Annotated in this window: 14 protein-coding genes; 5 read left to right on the forward strand and 9 right to left on the reverse strand. The window is 70.9% G+C overall.

What is annotated here, in order from left to right; all coding sequences use genetic code 11:
• Window positions 1-30: 30 nt before the first annotated feature.
• On the reverse strand, window positions 31-1,323 hold the full coding sequence (locus ACF1AJ_RS08780) for a class I SAM-dependent RNA methyltransferase (RefSeq protein ID WP_391506980.1): 1,293 nt from the start codon (window positions 1,321-1,323) through the stop codon (window positions 31-33).
• A 24-nt stretch (window positions 1,324-1,347) separates the two neighbouring features.
• On the opposite strand from ACF1AJ_RS08780, the gene ACF1AJ_RS08785 reads away from it, so the two are divergent.
• Entirely contained in the window at window positions 1,348-1,986 is a 639-nt protein-coding gene (locus ACF1AJ_RS08785) for a Maf family protein (protein ID WP_391507456.1), read from the forward strand.
• A 94-nt stretch (window positions 1,987-2,080) separates the two neighbouring features.
• Window positions 2,081-3,844 carry an acetyl/propionyl/methylcrotonyl-CoA carboxylase subunit alpha gene (locus ACF1AJ_RS08790; protein ID WP_391506981.1) on the forward strand — a complete coding sequence of 588 codons (1,764 nt, stop codon included), beginning with the start codon at window positions 2,081-2,083 and terminating at the stop codon, window positions 3,842-3,844.
• Window positions 3,845-3,995: 151 nt separating this feature from the next.
• Here ACF1AJ_RS08790 and ACF1AJ_RS08795 read toward each other — a convergent pair whose 3' ends face one another.
• From ACF1AJ_RS08795 to ACF1AJ_RS08805, 3 genes are all read right to left on the reverse strand, one after another.
• A complete protein-coding gene (locus ACF1AJ_RS08795; protein ID WP_391506982.1) occupies window positions 3,996-4,439 on the reverse strand; it encodes an endonuclease domain-containing protein in 444 nt (147 codons plus the stop codon).
• Window positions 4,440-5,064: 625 nt separating this feature from the next.
• Entirely contained in the window at window positions 5,065-7,005 is a 1,941-nt protein-coding gene (locus ACF1AJ_RS08800; protein ID WP_391506983.1) for a cation:proton antiporter, read from the reverse strand.
• A 15-nt stretch (window positions 7,006-7,020) separates the two neighbouring features.
• Window positions 7,021-8,454, reverse strand: coding sequence for an NAD(P)H-quinone dehydrogenase (locus tag ACF1AJ_RS08805; RefSeq protein ID WP_391506984.1), 1,434 nt, complete (start codon window positions 8,452-8,454; stop codon window positions 7,021-7,023).
• An 84-nt stretch (window positions 8,455-8,538) separates the two neighbouring features.
• Between ACF1AJ_RS08805 and ACF1AJ_RS08810 the strand changes: the two genes are divergently transcribed.
• Together ACF1AJ_RS08810 and ACF1AJ_RS08815 are read left to right on the forward strand one after the other, a co-directional pair.
• Window positions 8,539-9,372 carry a purine-nucleoside phosphorylase gene (locus tag ACF1AJ_RS08810; RefSeq protein WP_391506985.1) on the forward strand — a complete coding sequence of 278 codons (834 nt, stop codon included), beginning with the start codon at window positions 8,539-8,541 and terminating at the stop codon, window positions 9,370-9,372.
• Window positions 9,369-11,090, forward strand: coding sequence for a phospho-sugar mutase (locus tag ACF1AJ_RS08815; protein ID WP_391506986.1), 1,722 nt, complete (start codon window positions 9,369-9,371; stop codon window positions 11,088-11,090). The genes ACF1AJ_RS08810 and ACF1AJ_RS08815 overlap by 4 nt, the downstream gene beginning before the upstream one ends.
• 76 nt (window positions 11,091-11,166) lie before the next feature.
• On the opposite strand, the gene ACF1AJ_RS08820 is transcribed toward ACF1AJ_RS08815, so the two are convergent.
• A complete protein-coding gene (locus ACF1AJ_RS08820; protein ID WP_391506987.1) occupies window positions 11,167-12,354 on the reverse strand; it encodes an MFS transporter in 1,188 nt (395 codons plus the stop codon).
• A 50-nt stretch (window positions 12,355-12,404) separates the two neighbouring features.
• Here ACF1AJ_RS08820 and ACF1AJ_RS08825 point away from each other — a divergent pair, with 50 nt between their 5' ends.
• Window positions 12,405-12,707 (forward strand): ArsR/SmtB family transcription factor, encoded by a 303-nt coding sequence (locus ACF1AJ_RS08825; RefSeq protein WP_391506988.1) that lies wholly within the window; start codon window positions 12,405-12,407, stop codon window positions 12,705-12,707.
• A 1-nt stretch (window position 12,708) separates the two neighbouring features.
• On the opposite strand, the gene ACF1AJ_RS08830 is transcribed toward ACF1AJ_RS08825, so the two are convergent.
• Genes ACF1AJ_RS08830 through ACF1AJ_RS08845 form a run of 4 tightly spaced genes read right to left on the reverse strand, consistent with a single transcriptional unit; the run spans window position 12,709 to window position 15,897 of the window.
• Window positions 12,709-12,981 (reverse strand): PTS sugar transporter subunit IIB, encoded by a 273-nt coding sequence (locus ACF1AJ_RS08830; protein WP_018190012.1) that lies wholly within the window; start codon window positions 12,979-12,981, stop codon window positions 12,709-12,711.
• The gene (locus ACF1AJ_RS08835; protein WP_018190011.1) at window positions 12,978-13,436 is read right to left on the reverse strand and encodes a PTS sugar transporter subunit IIA; all 459 of its coding nucleotides are present in this window, start codon (window positions 13,434-13,436) and stop codon (window positions 12,978-12,980) included. The genes ACF1AJ_RS08830 and ACF1AJ_RS08835 overlap by 4 nt, the downstream gene beginning before the upstream one ends.
• Before the next feature lie 24 nt (window positions 13,437-13,460).
• The gene (locus tag ACF1AJ_RS08840; protein ID WP_309857066.1) at window positions 13,461-14,579 is read right to left on the reverse strand and encodes an adenosine deaminase; all 1,119 of its coding nucleotides are present in this window, start codon (window positions 14,577-14,579) and stop codon (window positions 13,461-13,463) included.
• A 10-nt stretch (window positions 14,580-14,589) separates the two neighbouring features.
• On the reverse strand, window positions 14,590-15,897 hold the full coding sequence (locus tag ACF1AJ_RS08845) for a thymidine phosphorylase (RefSeq protein ID WP_391506989.1): 1,308 nt from the start codon (window positions 15,895-15,897) through the stop codon (window positions 14,590-14,592).
• Between the last annotated feature and the right edge of the window lie 12 nt (window positions 15,898-15,909).

Raw genomic sequence — 15,909 nt, forward strand, 5'->3', positions numbered from 1 at the left:
AGCGCCTCAGCGCCTCTGCGGCTCAGCGCCTCAGCGGGTGAGGGTGGCGACGGCTTCGACGTGGTGGGTGTTCGGGAAGAGGTCGAAGGCGCGCATCCCGCGCAGGTCGTAGCCGTGCCCGGCGAAGAAGGCGAGGTCGCGGGCCAGCGCGACGGGGTCGCAGGCGACGTAGACCACCTGGGCGGGCGAGAGGGAGGCGATGGCGTCGACGACCTCGCGGCCGGCCCCGGAGCGGGGCGGGTCGAGCACGACCGTCGCGGCGCGGAGCCGGGCGCGCTCGGCAGCCGATGCCTCGCCCGCGAGCCGGGTGACGTAGCGCTCCACACGGTCGGTGATCGCCGAGGCGCCGACCCAGTCGGCGAGGTTCTCGGCCGCGTCGTCCGTTGCGGCCTCGTCGCTCTCGACGGAGGTGATGCGGAGCGTCGAGCCGAAGCGGTCGCCGAGAGCGGCGGCGAGGAGGCCGACGCCGCCGTACAGGTCGAGGTTCGCCGCCCGGGGGTCGAACAGCGCCTCGTCGACCGCGGACTGCACCGCGCTCGTCAGGGTCTGCGCCGCGCCGCGGTGCACCTGCCAGAAGCCGCGCGCGTCCAGACGGAACTCGCGGTCTCCGACGCGCTCGCGGATGGGGACGGGGCGGCGCCGCGGCCGGACGTTCCGGCGGCCGGAGCGCACGGGCTTGTCGTTGACGAGCACGTGGGAGGCACCGAGACCGGTGGCGACGACATCGACCGACTCGGCTCCGGGGAACAGCTGCCCGAACGGGGTGGCTTCCTGGACGGCGTCGGTCGCGAGGGGCAGGTCGGTGACGGGGATGACGGTGTGCGAGCGCTGAGCGTACGGACCGAGGCGGCCGGTGCCGTCGACCTGCAGGCGGACGCGGGTGCGCCATCCGGTGCCGTCGACCGTCTCGCCATCCACCGCCTCCACCCGGACCGGTCCTCCGTCCACCCCTGCCGCGGCGATGGCGTCGCCGGACAGCTTGGCGGTGCGTTGCAGCGCGTCTTCGATCACGCGGCGCTTCAGCTCACGCTGGTGCTCGAGTCGGATGTGCCCGAACTCGGCGCCGCCCGCACGATCGGCGGGACGGCGCTCGATGGCAGCGGCTCCCCAGACGTGCGGTTGCCGTTCCGGTGCGGGCTCGACGACCTCCACGACCTCTCCGCGCCAGAACCGCTCGTGGCTGGTGTCCGCGATGCGGACGCGCACCCGCTCGCCCGGCATCGTGTCGGGCACGAAGACGACCCGGCCTTCGTGGCGTGCGACGAACACCCCGCCGTGGGCCACGTTGGTAATGTCGAGCTCGACCTCGTCCTTCTGGGGCATCCTTCGAGCATCCCACAGGTGACCATGCGCCTCTACCTCGCCTCCACCTCGCCCGCCCGCCTCGCGTTGCTGCGCGCCGCCGGCGTCGAGCCGGTGGTCGTCCCTTCGCACGTCGACGAACCGGCGGCCGTCGCCGCGGCGGAGGCCGAGCACGGCCCGCTGAGCGCCGACGCAATGGTCCAGCTCCTCGCTCGGCTGAAGGCGGAGGCGGTGCGCGGCACCCTGGACGGCGAGCCGATCGACGGGCTGATCCTGGGCGGCGACTCGGCCTTCGCGATCGACGGCGCCATCCACGGCAAGCCCCACCTGCCCGAGGTCGCCCGCGAGCGGTGGCTGCAGCAGCGCGGACGCACGGGCACCCTCCATTCCGGTCACTGGCTCATCGACCACCGCGACGGGCGGGAGAACGCCGCGGTCGGGGCGACCGCCGTCGCCTCCGTCACGTTCGCGGACGTCACCGACGACGAGATCGACGCCTACGTGGCGAGCGGCGAGCCGCTCGAGGTGGCGGGATCGTTCACGATCGACAGCCTCGGCGGACCCTTCATCACGCGGGTGGACGGCGATCCGAGCACCGTGGTGGGGCTCTCCCTCTCGACGCTGCGGGAGCTCGTTCGCGAACTCGGCGTGTCGTGGACTTCGCTCTGGAACCGCGGCCACTGACGCAAGGCGTTGTAGGCTGCCGGAGTCTTCGGTCGCCCATTTTTGTCGGGATCGCCCAAATCGACTCCGATTTCGAGCAATAGGCTAGGGAACTGTGCCACGTATCACCAAGGTTTTGATCGCCAACCGCGGCGAGATCGCCGTCCGCGTCATCCGTGCGGCGAAGGACAGCGGGATCGCCTCCGTCGCCGTATACGCGGACCAGGACCGGGACGCCCTGCACGTCCGCCTCGCCGACGAGGCGTACGCGCTGGACGGGACCACGAGCGCCGAGACGTACCTCGTCATCGACAAGCTGCTGTCGGTCGCGCGCCGGTCGGGCGCGGACGCGGTGCACCCGGGCTATGGCTTCCTCGCCGAGAACGCGGACTTCGCGCGCGCGGTCACCGACGCCGGGCTGACCTGGATCGGCCCGTCTCCGGAGGCCATCGAGCGCCTGGGCGACAAGGTCTCGGCACGTCACGTCGCCGAGAAGGTGGGCGCGCCGCTTGCCCCCGGAACCCTCAATCCGGTCAAGGACGCCGCTGAGGTGCTCGACTTCGTCGACGTCTACGGCCTCCCCGTCGCCATCAAGGCGGCGTTCGGCGGCGGCGGCCGCGGCCTGAAGGTCGCCCGCGCCCGCGAGGAAGTGGCCGAGCTGTTCGAGTCGGCCACGCGTGAGGCGATCGCCGCCTTCGGCCGGGGCGAGTGCTTCGTCGAGAAGTACCTCGACCAGCCGCGTCACGTCGAGACCCAGTGCCTCGCGGACGCCTACGGCAACGTCGTCGTCGTCTCCACCCGCGACTGCTCGCTGCAGCGCCGCCACCAGAAGCTCGTCGAGGAGGCGCCCGCGCCGTTCCTGACCCCCGAGCAGACCGAGAAGCTCTACTCGTCGTCCAAGGCGATCCTCAAGGAGGTCGGCTACCAGGGTGCCGGGACGTGCGAGTTCCTGATCGGCAAGGACGGCACCGTCTCCTTCCTCGAGGTGAACACCCGCCTTCAGGTCGAGCACTGTGTCTCCGAAGAGGTCACCGGCATCGATCTCGTCCGCGAGCAGTTCCGTCTCGCCGAGGGCGGCGAGCTCGACTACGGCGACCCGGCCCCCCGTGGCCACTCGTTCGAGTTCCGCATCAACGGTGAGGACGCCGGCCGCGGCTTCATCCCCTCCCCTGGGCCCGTCCACGTGTTCAAGGCCCCCAGCGGCCCCGGCGTCCGCGTCGACAGCGGCATCCAGGCGGGCGACGTGATCAGTGGCTCGTTCGACTCGATGCTGGCCAAGCTCATCGTGACCGGCGCCAGCCGCGAGGAGGCGCTCGAGCGCTCCCGTCGCGCGCTGGACGAGTTCGAGGTGGCGGGCCTCCCGACCGTCCTCCCCTTCCACCGTGCGATCGTGCGCGACCCGGCCTTCGCACCTCAGGACGGCGAGCCGTTCTCCGTCTACACCCGCTGGATCGAGACCGAGTGGGTCAACGAGATCGAGCCGTGGTCGGGCGAGCTCGGCGACCAGCCCGCCGCTGAGCGACGCAGCAACGTCGTCGTCGAGGTCGAGGGCAAGCGCATCGAGGTCTCCCTTCCCGCTCGCCTCCTCAGTGGTGGTGCCGGCGAGCCGTCCGGAGCGCCCGCTCCGCGCCGCCGCGGCGCCGCGCACGCGGTCGACACGGCTACCGGCGACTCCGTCACCGCTCCTATGCAGGCGACCGTGGTGAAGGTCGCCGTCGCCGACGGCGACCCGGTCGTCAAGGGTGACCTGGTGCTGGTGCTCGAGGCCATGAAGATGGAGCAGCCGCTGACCGCCCACAAGGACGGCACCGTCTCCGGCATCAACGCGAGCGTCGGCGAGACGGTCTCGTCCGGCCACCTGCTGCTCAACATCGTCTGACACCACCGCATCGTCTGACACCACCGCATCACCTGACACCGGCGTCCGTCTCCCGAGCCGCGCCACCGCGCGCGCCCGGCGCGCCGCCAACCACCTTCCGAAAGGGAGGAGCACCGCCGACACTCGGCCTGAAGCTCCTCTCTTTCGCGCGTCACCCCGCCGCCGCACGACGGAACTCCTCCCTTTCCAGCGATCCGAGAAACTCTTCGACGGTCGCCACCGTCGCCTCCGGGCTCCGAAGCACCTGACGCGCCGTCAGCCGCAACCTCGGCAGACCCCTCAGCGTCATGGCCACATCGCGGCGGCGATCGCGCTCGAACGCTTCGCGATCGGCGTGGAACTCGAAGCCGTCGATCTCCAGATAGAGCACGCCATCCACGCGGGCGTCGACCCGTCCCACTCCGTCGACGGCCAGTTGCTGCTCGACGATGTGTCCGCGGGCGGTGAGACGCTGTCGCAGCACGGATTCGACACCCGAGTCGGAGCCTGGCCGTGCGCGTTCGGCGATACTCCGGGACTGCAGCGGTTCATCCGCGAAGATCCGTCGCAGCCGATGGCGGGTAATCTGGCCGCTCGAAATCGCCGTATCGAGCACGGCGACGGCGGTCTCTTCGTCCGCGCACCGCACGACGCTGCGGAGACAATCGGCCAGTGAGACCCGCCACACTTCGTGGTGCCGTTCGGCGGGACGCCAATGACGGACCGTCCGATCATCGACGGCCGCTGAGCGCCCCGCATGCGGAGGGATCAGCAGATGCGTCCGTTCGTCCCTCCCGCCCCACAGTCCGTATGTGCGCGCGGCGGTGACGCACGCCAGGCGGCCACCGGTCCGCAGCGCCGTGAGCGCGGCCTCACCGATTCCCGGAAGGGCATAGCGGCCGTTCCGCGGGCGCACTAGGCGACCTTCGCGGACGGCGGCGGACAGGACGTGCCCTCGTGCCCCGGCCTCCTTCAATTGGCCGAGCGACGCTGCGCCGCCGAGGCGAGTGAGTTCCGTCATCCAATTCATGTCCCCATCCTGCGGAAGGGTGCCTGCCGTCGGGACGGACAGGGGCGATCTGTGGAGAGATCCATCCGCGCGTCGACTGTGCACACCTCGTGTCCGGGGTACGGAAGGGAGGAGATCGGAGCCGACACGCCGCCGGAACGCCACGAACGGAGGAGATCGGAGCGGGAAGCCGCCGAAACACCTCCGTTTCGCCGGCGGGCCAGCGCAGGCGTCAGCCGGTGGCCTCCGTGGGGTCGCCCTTCAGATCGATGCTGATCTCGTCGGCGTCGAGGTTGCTCAGAGCGCCGGCGAGGACGTCGGCGCTGAAGGCGCCGTCGTCGCGCGCGTCGAGGAGGGCGTTGCGCTGGGCACGCAGCTGGGCGAGGCGCGCCTTCTTGTGCTCGGCGAACGCCTCCGGCGTGCGCTCGGTGGTCTTCGGCACCGGGACGGTCTTCGCCGCCTCGTAGAGGAGCTCCATCAGCTTGCGCCGTTCCTGCCGCTCGGCCTCCGGGTCAGCCGCCGCGGGCTTCACGGCCTTCAGCACGAGGCCGAGAGTGCCGCCCTGGAGGAGCAGGGAGCCGGCAGCCACGAGGAAGGCGATGAGCACGAGGACCGATCGCCCCGGGGTCTCGCCGGGCAGCGACTGGGCGGCCGCGACGGTTACCGCGCCGCGCATCCCCGCCCACACCACGATGGTGCCCTCGCGCCAGCCGAGCGGGGCCCCCGTGAAGTACTCGATGTCGGCGAGAAGCCGTCGGAGGCGTGTGCCGAAGCGCGTCAGGTTCTCGACCGTCGGGATGCCGCGACGCGCGAGCCGGCGACGCCGCCGTTCGGCCTGCTTGGGCGAGATCGGGCGGCGGCCCTCGGAGTCGCCGAAGGCGCGGTCCGGGAAGGCCGGGTCCGGAAACGCCGGATCGGGAACCACGCTCGCCGCGACCGCAGAGGACGCAACGGCGGCCGTGTCGGGCGCAACATCCGCCGGCACGTCGGCACCCGATCCCGCGCCGGACTCGTCTCCGACCTCGCCCGCATCCCCGTCGAGCGCCGACGGGCCGGCGGCGAGCGCCCGCTGCTCCCCGGGCTTGGCAAGACGCTCGGCGATACCGCGCCGCACCGCTTCCGGATCGGTCAGGTGCTCCTGCAACTGCTCAAGGCGTGGCCGGATCCGTTGCCCCCGTTTGCTGCGACGGGCGAGCAGAGCGAGCAGGGGCGCGACGAACGCCGCGCGCACCAGGATCGTGAGCACGAGCGCACCCGCGGCGACACCGATGGCGGGCGCCACGCCGGAGTGGTCCTCCTGCACGTCCTGCACGATGCCGAACAGCTCCAGGCCCATCGTCAGGAAGATGAGCCCCTCGAGGATGAGCTCGACCGTGCGCCAGTTCTGCGCGTCCGACAACCGGTGCTCCGGCGAGAGCACGCGCGGCGCGCGGCTGCCGGTCACGAGCCCGGCGACGACGGCGGCGACGAGGCCGGACGCGCCGAGCGCCTCGGCCGGGATCGAGGCGAGGAACGGCACGGTGAACGAGATGACCGTGTTGACCGTCGCGTCCTTCACCCGGGCGCGGACGATCAGGTTCAGCCAGCCGACGACCCCGCCGAAGACGACGGCGATGAGCACCGAGTACACGAACGAGAGCGTCACCGCGCCGAGGGTGAACGACGCACCGGCCGCGGCCACCGCGGCGCGCAGCAGCACCAGCGCGGTCGCGTCGTTCAGCAGGCTCTCGCCCTCGAGGATGGCGACGACGCGCGGCGAGACGCCCGCCCGTTTGACGATCCCGGTGGCGACGGCGTCGGTGGGGCTGACGATGGCACCCAGGGCGATACCCCAGCCGAGCCCCAGGCCCGGGATGACCCACGCGAAGAACAGCCCGAGCAGGACGGAACTCACGATCACCAGCAGAACGGAGAGCCCGCCGATCGCCCCGAACTCGCGCCGGAAGTTCATGGCCGGCATGGACACGGACGCGGAGTACAGCAGGGGTGGGAGCACCCCGGCGAGGATCCACTCGGGCTCGAGCTCGATCGCCGGGACGAACGGCAGCAGGCTCACGAGGATGCCGATGACCACCAGGATCAAAGGCGAAGCGACGCCGAACCGCGGCCCGAAGGTCGTCGCCGCCGCGATGGTGAGCACCGCGAGCACTCCGATGACGAGCCCGACCTCCATCCCCCGGCCTTCCCGTCAGAGCACGATGTGCATCGCGCGCGCTGCGTCGGTGATCGAGCCGGAGAGGGACGGGTACACCGTGAACGCCCGCGCCACTTGATCCACCGTCAGACGCTGCTCGACGGCGAGAGCGAGGGGGAAGATCAGCTCCGATGCCCGCGGGGCGACGATGACGCCGCCGATCACGGTGCCGGATCCGGTGCGGGCGAAGAGCTTCACGAAACCGTCTCGGATGCCGAGCATCTTCGCGCGCGGGTTGGACTTGAGGGGCAGCTTGTAGATGTCGCCCTGCGCGATGCCCTCCTCGATCTGCTTCTGGCTCCAGCCGACCGTCGCGATCTCGGGCTGGGTGAAGATGTTGGAGCTGACGTTGCGCAGTTCGATCGGGTTGACCGCGTCGCCCATCGCGTGGAACACGGCGGTGCGGCCCTGCATCGACGCGACCGAGGCGAGCGGCAGGGAGTCGGAGCAGTCGCCGGCGGCGTAGATGTTCGGGATGGAGGTGCGCGCGACCCGGTTGACCCGGATGTTCCCCGAGGTGGTCACCTGCACTCCGGCCTCCTCGAGCCCGATGCCCGAGGTGTTGGGAACGGACCCGACGGCCATGAGGCAGTGCGACCCCTCGATCGTGCGCCCGTCAGTGAGCGTGGCGACGACGCCGTCCTCGGTGCGGACGACGGACTCGGCACGCGACTTCGAGAGGACCTGCATGCCGTTGCGCTTGAAGACGTTCTCGATGACGTGCGCCGCATCCGCGTCCTCGCCCGGGAGCACCTGATCGCGCGACGAGATGAGCGTCACCTTGGACCCGAGCGCCGTGTACGCCGACGCGAACTCGGCGCCGGTGACACCGGAGCCCACGACGATGAGATGCGAGGGCACCGTCTGCAAGTCGTACAGCTGTGTCCAGGTGAGGATGCGCTCCCCGTCCGGCACCGCGGAGGGCAGCACCCGGGGACGGGCGCCGACGGCGACGACGATCGTGTCGGCCTCCACCCGGTCGAAGTCGGTGCCGGAATCCCTGGAGGTGGAGACGATGATCGCACTCGAGCCGTCGAGCCGGCCCTCTCCGGTCACGATGCGGACGCCCGCGCGCACGAGCTCGGCGCGCATGTCCTCCGACTGCTGGCGAGCAAGACCCATCAACCGCTTGTTGACCGCGGCGAGGTTGACGGCGATCTCGGGGCGCACCGGCTTGCCCGTCTCACCCCGGGAGAAGAACTGCACACCGAGGTCGGCCGCTTCGGCGAGCGAATTGGTCGCCTCGGCGGTGGCGATGAGGCTCTTCGAGGGAACCACGTCGGTGATGACGGCGGACCCGCCGACGCCCGAACGCTCGACCAGGGTCACGTCGGCGCCGAGTTGCGCGCCCGCGAGTGCTGCCTCGTAACCGCCGGGACCGCCGCCGAGGACCGCGATGCGCTGTTTCCGCTCGAATTCGTACGCCATGTGCTCCATTCTTCCGTATGGGGTGCACCGATGCGCATTCGGCTCCGAGCCTGTGGAAAGCCGGCCGCTCAGTAGAGTTGGCTCATGCTGGAATCCATCACGAACCCGCTCGACGACCCCTCTGCCGACCCGTTCGAGGTCGCCAAGGAGGCCGCGGGCCAGCTCGCCGAGAAGACGGGCGTCGAGCGCCACGACATCGCGCTCACGCTGGGCAGCGGCTGGGGCCGTGCCGCCGATCTGATCGGCGAGACCGTCGCCACCGTCCCCGCCACCGAGATCGTCGGCTTCAGCAAGCCGGCACTCGAAGGCCACGTCGGAACGCTGCGCTCCATCCGCCTGCCGAACGGCAAGCACGCGCTGGTCATCGGCGCGCGCACCCACTACTACGAGGGACACGGCGTCCGCCGGGTCGTCCACAGCGTCCGCACCGCAGCGGCCGCCGGAGCGACGACCATGGTGCTCACCAACGGCGCCGGCGGCATCAAGGAGCACTGGAAGCCGGGCACGCCCGTCCTCATCTCCGACCACATCAACCTGACCGCCGACTCTCCGCTCGAGGGCGCGACCTTCATCGACCTCACCGACCTCTACTCGCCGCGTCTGCGCGCGCTCGCCCGGAACATCGATCCCACCCTCGACGAGGGCGTGTACACGCAATTCCGCGGTCCGCACTACGAGACGCCGGCCGAGGTCCAGATGGCCAAGACCATCGGCGGTCACATCGTCGGGATGTCGACAGCCCTCGAGGCGATCGCCGCCCGGCAGGCGGGCATGGAGATCCTGGGCATGTCGCTCATCACCAACCTGGCGGCCGGCATCCAGAAGACGCCGCTCAGCCACCAGGAGGTCATCGACGCCGGTCGTGCCGCGGAGCCGGTGATCAGCGCCCTTCTCGCCCAGATCGTGGAGGCCCTGTGACCGACAACGCGACGTCCAGCCAGAAGGACACCCCGGAACTCCTCGCCGAGGCCCGTGCCTGGATGAGCCAGGACCCCGACCCGGAGACCCGTGACGAGCTGGACGCGCTCATCGTCGCCGCCGAGGCCGGCTCGGCCGAGGCGATCGCCGACCTGCACTCGCGGTTCGACGAGCGGCTCGCGTTCGGAACGGCCGGTCTGCGCGGCGCCATCGCCGCCGGCCCCAACCGGATGAACCGGGTGCTCGTGGCCCAGGCGGCCGCGGGCTTCGCACGCTGGCTGCTGGAGCACGCCGAGGGCGGAACGCCGTCGGTCGTGATCGGCTACGACGGACGCAAGAACTCGGATGTCTTCGCCCGCGACACCGCCGAGCTGATGGCCGGTGCGGGCATCCGCGCGGTGCTGCTCCCCCGCCTCCTGCCGACGCCGGTGCTCGCGTTCGCGGTCCGGCACCTGGATGTGAGCGCCGGCGTCATGGTGACCGCCAGCCACAACCCGCCGAACGACAACGGCTACAAGGTCTATCTCGGTGGCGAGGACAACGGCTCGCAGATCGTCTCGCCGGTCGACGCCGAGATCGCTGCCCACATCCTCGATGTCGCCCAGGGAAGCGTGGCGGACCTGCCGCGCTCCGACCGCTACGAGATCGCCTCCGACGAGGTGGAGCAGGCCTACATCGACGCGACCGTCGCGGTGGCCGTCACCGAGACCCCGCGCGATGCGGTGTCGTTCGTGTACACCGCGATGCACGGCGTCGGCTGGCGCACCGCGCGCGAGGTGTTCGCGCGTGCGGGGTTCGCCTCCCCCACCCCGGTCACCGCCCAGATCGACCCGGATCCCGCCTTCCCGACCGTGGCGTTCCCGAACCCGGAGGAGCCGGGCGCGATGGACCTGTCGTTCCAGACCGCTCGGGAGGACGGGGCCGACCTGGTGATCGCGAACGATCCGGATGCCGATCGCCTCGCCGTCGCGGTACCGGACCCGTCGAGCCCCGACGGCTACCGACGGCTCTCCGGCAACGAGGTCGGCGCACTGCTGGGCTGGCGTGCCGCCGAGATCGCGGTGGCGCGAGCGGATGAGCGCGGCGCCTTCGGGACGTTGGCCTGCTCGGTCGTCTCCTCGCCCGCCCTGGCCGCCGTCGCCCGTGCGTACCGGCTCGACTTCGCAGACACCCTCACCGGCTTCAAGTGGGTCTCCCGCGCGCCGGGCCTCGTCTACGGCTACGAGGAGGCACTGGGCTACCTGGTGAACCCGGACACCGTCCGCGACAAGGACGGCATCTCAGCCGCCGTCGCCCTGCTCGACCTGGCGAACGGGCTCGCCGCGGACGGCGTCACGGTCGCCGGACGCCTGGAGGCCTTCGCCGAGCGTTTCGGCTTCTTCGCGAGCGACCAGATCTCGCTCCGGGTGACGGATCTCTCACGGATCAGCGAGATCATGGCGGCGCTGCGGTCCACCCCGCCGAGTCATCTGGGCGAGGTGCGCGTGACGCAGATCGACGACCTGCGCGACGGCTTCGGCGGTCTGCCTCCGAGCGATGTGCTGCGCATCCTGCTGGAGGACGGCTCCCGCGTCATGGTCCGCCCGAGCGGCACGGAGCCCAAGCTGAAGATCTACATCGACGCCTCGAGCGACGAGGGCACGGTCGAGGAGCGCCGGCAGACGGCGACCGACCGGGTCGCCGCACTGGCCGAGGCGATGCGCCTGCTCGTGGCGTGATCCCGGATGTCTGACGCGGCCCCGCTTTCACGGGGCCGCGTCAGACGGCGGCTCGTGATGACGAGTTCGGCCCGCTTCAGGCAGCCACCGCGCGCGGAGCCCGTGCCAGATAACCGATGACGAAGACGCCGAGCGCTCCCAGAGTGACGAGGGCACCGGCCAGCGGGACGGCCACGGCCCCTCCCGCCGCCAAGGCGAACGCTCCGATCGGGGGCGCGATCGCGATCCCCACGTACATCGCCGTCGAGTACCACGACAGCGCGAGAGCCGAGCTCTCCGGGTCGACGTGGACGAGGCGGTGCTGCACCGGGATGGCGATGGCGAACGCCGCGATGCCCCAGAGGGCGAACACGATGACGGAGGCCACGAAGGACGCCTCCGCGAACGCGAGGACCACAAGCATCACGGCTTGACCGGCGAGGGCGACGATCGCGACGATCCTGCTGCCGAAGCGGTCCGTGAGCGGCCCCGCGACCGAGTTGCCTGCCACCCCGGCCACCCCGTAGGCGAGGAGCAGGATGGCGAGAAGCGCCCCCGAGCCGCCGGTGGAGGCGCGGGTCACGGCCGCCGAGAAGATGTAGACGACGTTGAAGCCGGCGACCATGAGCAGCGTGGTCCCGAGCGGTGCGACGATGCGGAGGTCGGCCAGCGGCGCGAGCCGTCGACGCAGGCTGACGGCCGCAGGGACGGGCACGCCGCGAACGACGAGCGGGATGGCCACGACGAGCACCACGGCGATCCCGACGATGCACCAGAGCGCGAAGCGCCAGCCCGCGACGCCGCCGAGGGCGGTGCCGAGCGGCGAGCCGACCGCCGTGGCCAGCGTGAAACCGGCTCCCACGATCGCGAGGGCCTGTCCACGCTTGCCCGGCCGGGCGAGCGAGGCCGCCGCGGCGGTGGCCGTCGGCACGAGGGCGGCACCGCCGAGGCCGGAGAAGGTGCGTCCGGCGATGAACAGGGGGAGGTCGGGAGCGAGCGCCGAGGCGGCCGTCCCGATGGCGAAGACCGCGAGTCCGGCGGCCATGAGGGTCGCGCGCGGCACGCGCGGAAGGAGGATGGAGACGGCCGGTGCGGCGACCGCCACGACCAGCGAGTAGGTGGTGATCGACCAGCTGACCTGGGTCGCCGTCGCGCCGATGCTCGCGCCGACGCGCGGCAGGAGGCCCGCGATCACGAACGCGTTCGTGCCGACGACGAACAGGGCGAGGGCGAGCACCAGCAGAGCCGGGAGGGTCCTGCGGTACGATTGTTCGATGAACGTCATACCGTTACGGTACGACTATTGTTCGATGATTGTCAAACAATTGTGGTGAGATGACCGACTACCCCGCGCCCGACATGGTGGATGTGCAGCTGGTGGATGTGCTGCGCGCCCTCGCCGACCCCATCCGGCTGCAGATCGTCCGGGTCCTCGCGGACGGCCGCCCGCATCCCAAGTCCATGACCGAATGGGGCGTCGACGTCCAGAAGTCGACCATGGCGCATCACTTCAAGACGCTGCGCGAAGCCGGCGTCACGCGCACCATCGTCTCCGGCCGCACGCACGAGATCCAGCTGCGCCGGGATGAGCTGGACGAGCGCTTCCCCGGGCTCGTCGAGGCCCTGCTGCAGGGCTGAGTCAGCCGAGCGCTTCGTCGAGCTTGCGCTCCAGCTCGTCCAGGTCGAAGTAGTTCTCCACCACGATCACGTCGGCGTTCGTGCGACCGATGCGGTCGACGAGCTCCGGCGACGTGAGCACGACCTGCGCGTCCGAGGCCGCCTCGGCGATGTTCGCCGCGTCGGACGCCGTGACGTCCGCGTCGATGCCCAGGCGGTCGAGCACGCGCTCGGCGTTGACCTTGAGGATGCCGGACGTGCCGACGCCGACGCCGCAGATGGCGACGATCTTCACCGCGACGCCTCCTCGCTGAGCGTGAGGATGCGCTGCACGTCGGCGACGTCGGTCGCGGCGGCCAGGGCCGGGATCGCTTCCGGGTCGTTGAACACGTTCGCCAGCTCCGCCACGCTCGTCACGTGCGCCTCCGGCGTCGAGACGGCCAGCCCGAGGACGACGGAGACCGGGTCGTTGTGGGGGTGCCCGAAGACCACCGGCTCGTCGAGTGTGACGACGGAGAGCCCGTCCGCGTTCACGTCCGGCCCGGGCCGCGCGTGCGCGAGAGCGAGGCCCGGGGCGATGACGATGTAGGCGCCGAACTCCTCGATGACCTGGATCATCCGCTGCGCGTAGCCCTGCTCCGTCGCACCGGAGCGCGCCAGCGCCTGCCCTGCCAGCTCGACCGCCTCACGCCAGTCGGCGGCGTGCGCGCCGACGGTGATGGCGGAATCAGGCAGCGGTGGCAGTGACATATCTTCAGCGTAACGCCCGAGGGGTTACGAACCCTCGAAACCCGCTGTGATGATCTCCGAGAGCTCTTCGCGCTCCTCCAGAGGGAGGAAGGATGCCGCCGCGGCGTTGAGCTGGAAGATCTCCAGGTCGGTGCGGTCGTAGGCGAACGCGTCGGCGAGGATGCTCAGCTCGCGGGTCAGCGTCGTGCCGCTCATCAGGCGGTTGTCGGTGTTGACGGTGACGCGGAAGCCCAGCTGGTAGAGCAGGTCGAACGGGTGATCCAGGATGTCGTCACCCCACGCGGCGATGGCGCCGGTCTGGAGGTTCGACGTCGGGCTCGTCTCGAGGGCGATCTCGCGGTCCTTGACCCACTGCGAGAGCGTGCCGAGGGTCACGTACGTGTTCTCGTCGTCCTGGCGCTCCACCGTGATGTCCTCGGCCAGGCGCACGCCGTGGCCGAGGCGCAGCGCGCGGCCGTCGAGGAGTGCGCTGCGGATGCTGTCGAGGCCGTCGGCCTCGCCCGCGTGGACGGTCGCCGGGAAGAACTGCGATGCCAGGTAGTCGAAGGCGGCGCGGTGGTTGGAGGCGGGGAAACCCGCCTCGGCGCCGGCGATGTCGAAGCCGACCACGCCGCGGTCGCGGTGGCGGACGGCGAGCTCGGCGATCTCGAGGCCGCGGTCGTTGTGGCGCATGGCGGTGACGAGCTGACCGATGCGGATGCGTCCCCCGGCACCGCGGACGTCGTCGATGCCCTGCTCGATGCCCTCCTGAACGGCCTCGACGGTCTCGTCCAGGCTGAGGCCGCCGGCGAGATGCTGCTCGGGAGCCCAGCGGAGCTCGCCGTACACGACGCCGTCGGCGCCCAGATCCTGCACCGACTCCCGAGCGACCCGGACCAGGCCCTCACGGGTCTGCATCACGGCGGTCGTCAGGTCGAAGGTCTTCAGGTATTCGACGAGCGAGCCCGAGTTCGACTTCTCGCCGAACCAGCGGCCCAGCTCGGTCGCGTCCTGCGCCGGCAGCTCCAGCCCGATCTCCTGGCCCAGCTCGATCACCGTGGCGGGCCGGAGTCCGCCGTCGAGGTGGTCGTGGAGGGAGACCTTCGGCAGCGGGCGGATCTCCGTGCCGTCGGCCAGCGTGTACTCGTTCCAGGCGTCGCTCATGAGTCCAACCCTAGGCGATGCGGTCGGCGATCAGCGGGCCGCGCTCGTACGCGGTGCCGAGGGCGGCGATCCGGTAGGCGCCCTCCAGAGCCTCGAGTGCGCGCTCGAACCGGGCGGGCTCGTCCGCCGACAGGGTGAACAGCGGCTGACCGGCCCTGACCTCGTCGCCGGGCTTCGCGTGCAGGTCGATCCCCGCCGCGTGCTGCACCGGGTCCTGCTTGCGTGCGCGTCCGGCGCCGAGCCGCCAGGCGGCGATGCCGAAGGGCAGCGCCTGCTGCTCGACCAGGATGCCGTCCTGCTCGGCGACGACGGTGTGCGTCTCCTTCGCGACCGGCAGCGCGGCATCCGGATCGCCGCCCTGAGCACGGATGACCTCGCGCCACTTGTCCATAGCGCGGCCATCCTTCAGTGCCGCCTCGACGTCCTCGTCCGGGCGTCCGGCGAGGGTCAGCATCTCGCGGGCGAGCGCGACGGTCAGCTCGACGATGTCGGCGGGGCCGCCGCCGGCCAGCACCTCCACCGACTCGCGGACCTCGTTCGCGTTGCCGATCGCGAGACCGAGCGGGACGTTCATGTCCGTGAGCAGAGCGGAGGTGGCGACGCCGGCATCCCGGCCGAGCTCGACCATCGTGCGGGCGAGTTCGCGCGAGCGCTCGATGTCCTTGAGGAACGCGCCGGAGCCGAACTTCACGTCGAGCACCAGGGCACCGGTGCCCTCGGCGATCTTCTTCGACATGATCGAGGAGGCGATCAGTGGGATGGCCTCGACCGTCCCGGTGATGTCGCGCAGCGCGTAGAGCTTGCCGTCCGCCGGAGCGAGTCCCGACCCGGCCGCGCAGATGACGCCGCCCTCGTTGCGCAGCTGCGCGAACATCTGCTCGTTGCTGAGGTTCGCCCGCCAGCCGGGGATGCTCTCGAGCTTGTCGAGGGTGCCGCCGGTGTGACCGAGACCACGCCCGGACAGCTGCGGCACGGCGACGCCGAACGTCGCGACGAGCGGCATGAGCGGCAGCGTGATCTTGTCGCCGACGCCGCCGGTGGAGTGCTTGTCGGCGGTCGGCTTGCCGAGGCCCGAGAAGTCCATCCGCTCGCCCGATGCGATCATCGCGAGCGTGAGGTCCTTGATCTCGCGGCGCGTCATCCCGTTGAGGAAGATCGCCATGGTCATCGCCGACATCTGCTCATCGCCGACATAGCCGCGGGTGTACGCGTCGACGAGCCAGTCGATCTCGGCGGTGCTCAGCTCGCCGCGGTCGCGCTTGGTCCTGATCAGGTCGACGGCGTCGAACGCCTCGACCTCTCCTGCACGGTCGGTCACGAAGGTGTTCCT

It is taken from the genome of Leifsonia sp. NPDC014704, from assembly GCF_043083605.1.
Lineage (GTDB): Bacteria > Actinomycetota > Actinomycetes > Actinomycetales > Microbacteriaceae > Leifsonia.

Bases quoted from the DNA above. Each gene is read 5' to 3' on its own strand.
- ACF1AJ_RS08780 (WP_391506980.1), bottom strand. From the start codon at position 1,323: ATGCCCCAGAAGGACGAGGTCGAGCTCGACATTACCAACGTGGCCCAC.
- ACF1AJ_RS08785 (WP_391507456.1), top strand. From the start codon at position 1,348: ATGCGCCTCTACCTCGCCTCCACCTCGCCCGCCCGCCTCGCGTTGCTG.
- ACF1AJ_RS08800 (WP_391506983.1), bottom strand. From the start codon at position 7,005: ATGGAGGTCGGGCTCGTCATCGGAGTGCTCGCGGTGCTCACCATCGCG.
- ACF1AJ_RS08805 (WP_391506984.1), bottom strand. From the start codon at position 8,454: ATGGCGTACGAATTCGAGCGGAAACAGCGCATCGCGGTCCTCGGCGGC.
- ACF1AJ_RS08810 (WP_391506985.1), top strand. From the start codon at position 8,539: ATGCTGGAATCCATCACGAACCCGCTCGACGACCCCTCTGCCGACCCG.
- ACF1AJ_RS08820 (WP_391506987.1), bottom strand. From the start codon at position 12,354: ATGACGTTCATCGAACAATCGTACCGCAGGACCCTCCCGGCTCTGCTG.
- ACF1AJ_RS08825 (WP_391506988.1), top strand. From the start codon at position 12,405: ATGACCGACTACCCCGCGCCCGACATGGTGGATGTGCAGCTGGTGGAT.
- ACF1AJ_RS08835 (WP_018190011.1), bottom strand. From the start codon at position 13,436: ATGTCACTGCCACCGCTGCCTGATTCCGCCATCACCGTCGGCGCGCAC.
- ACF1AJ_RS08840 (WP_309857066.1), bottom strand. From the start codon at position 14,579: ATGAGCGACGCCTGGAACGAGTACACGCTGGCCGACGGCACGGAGATC.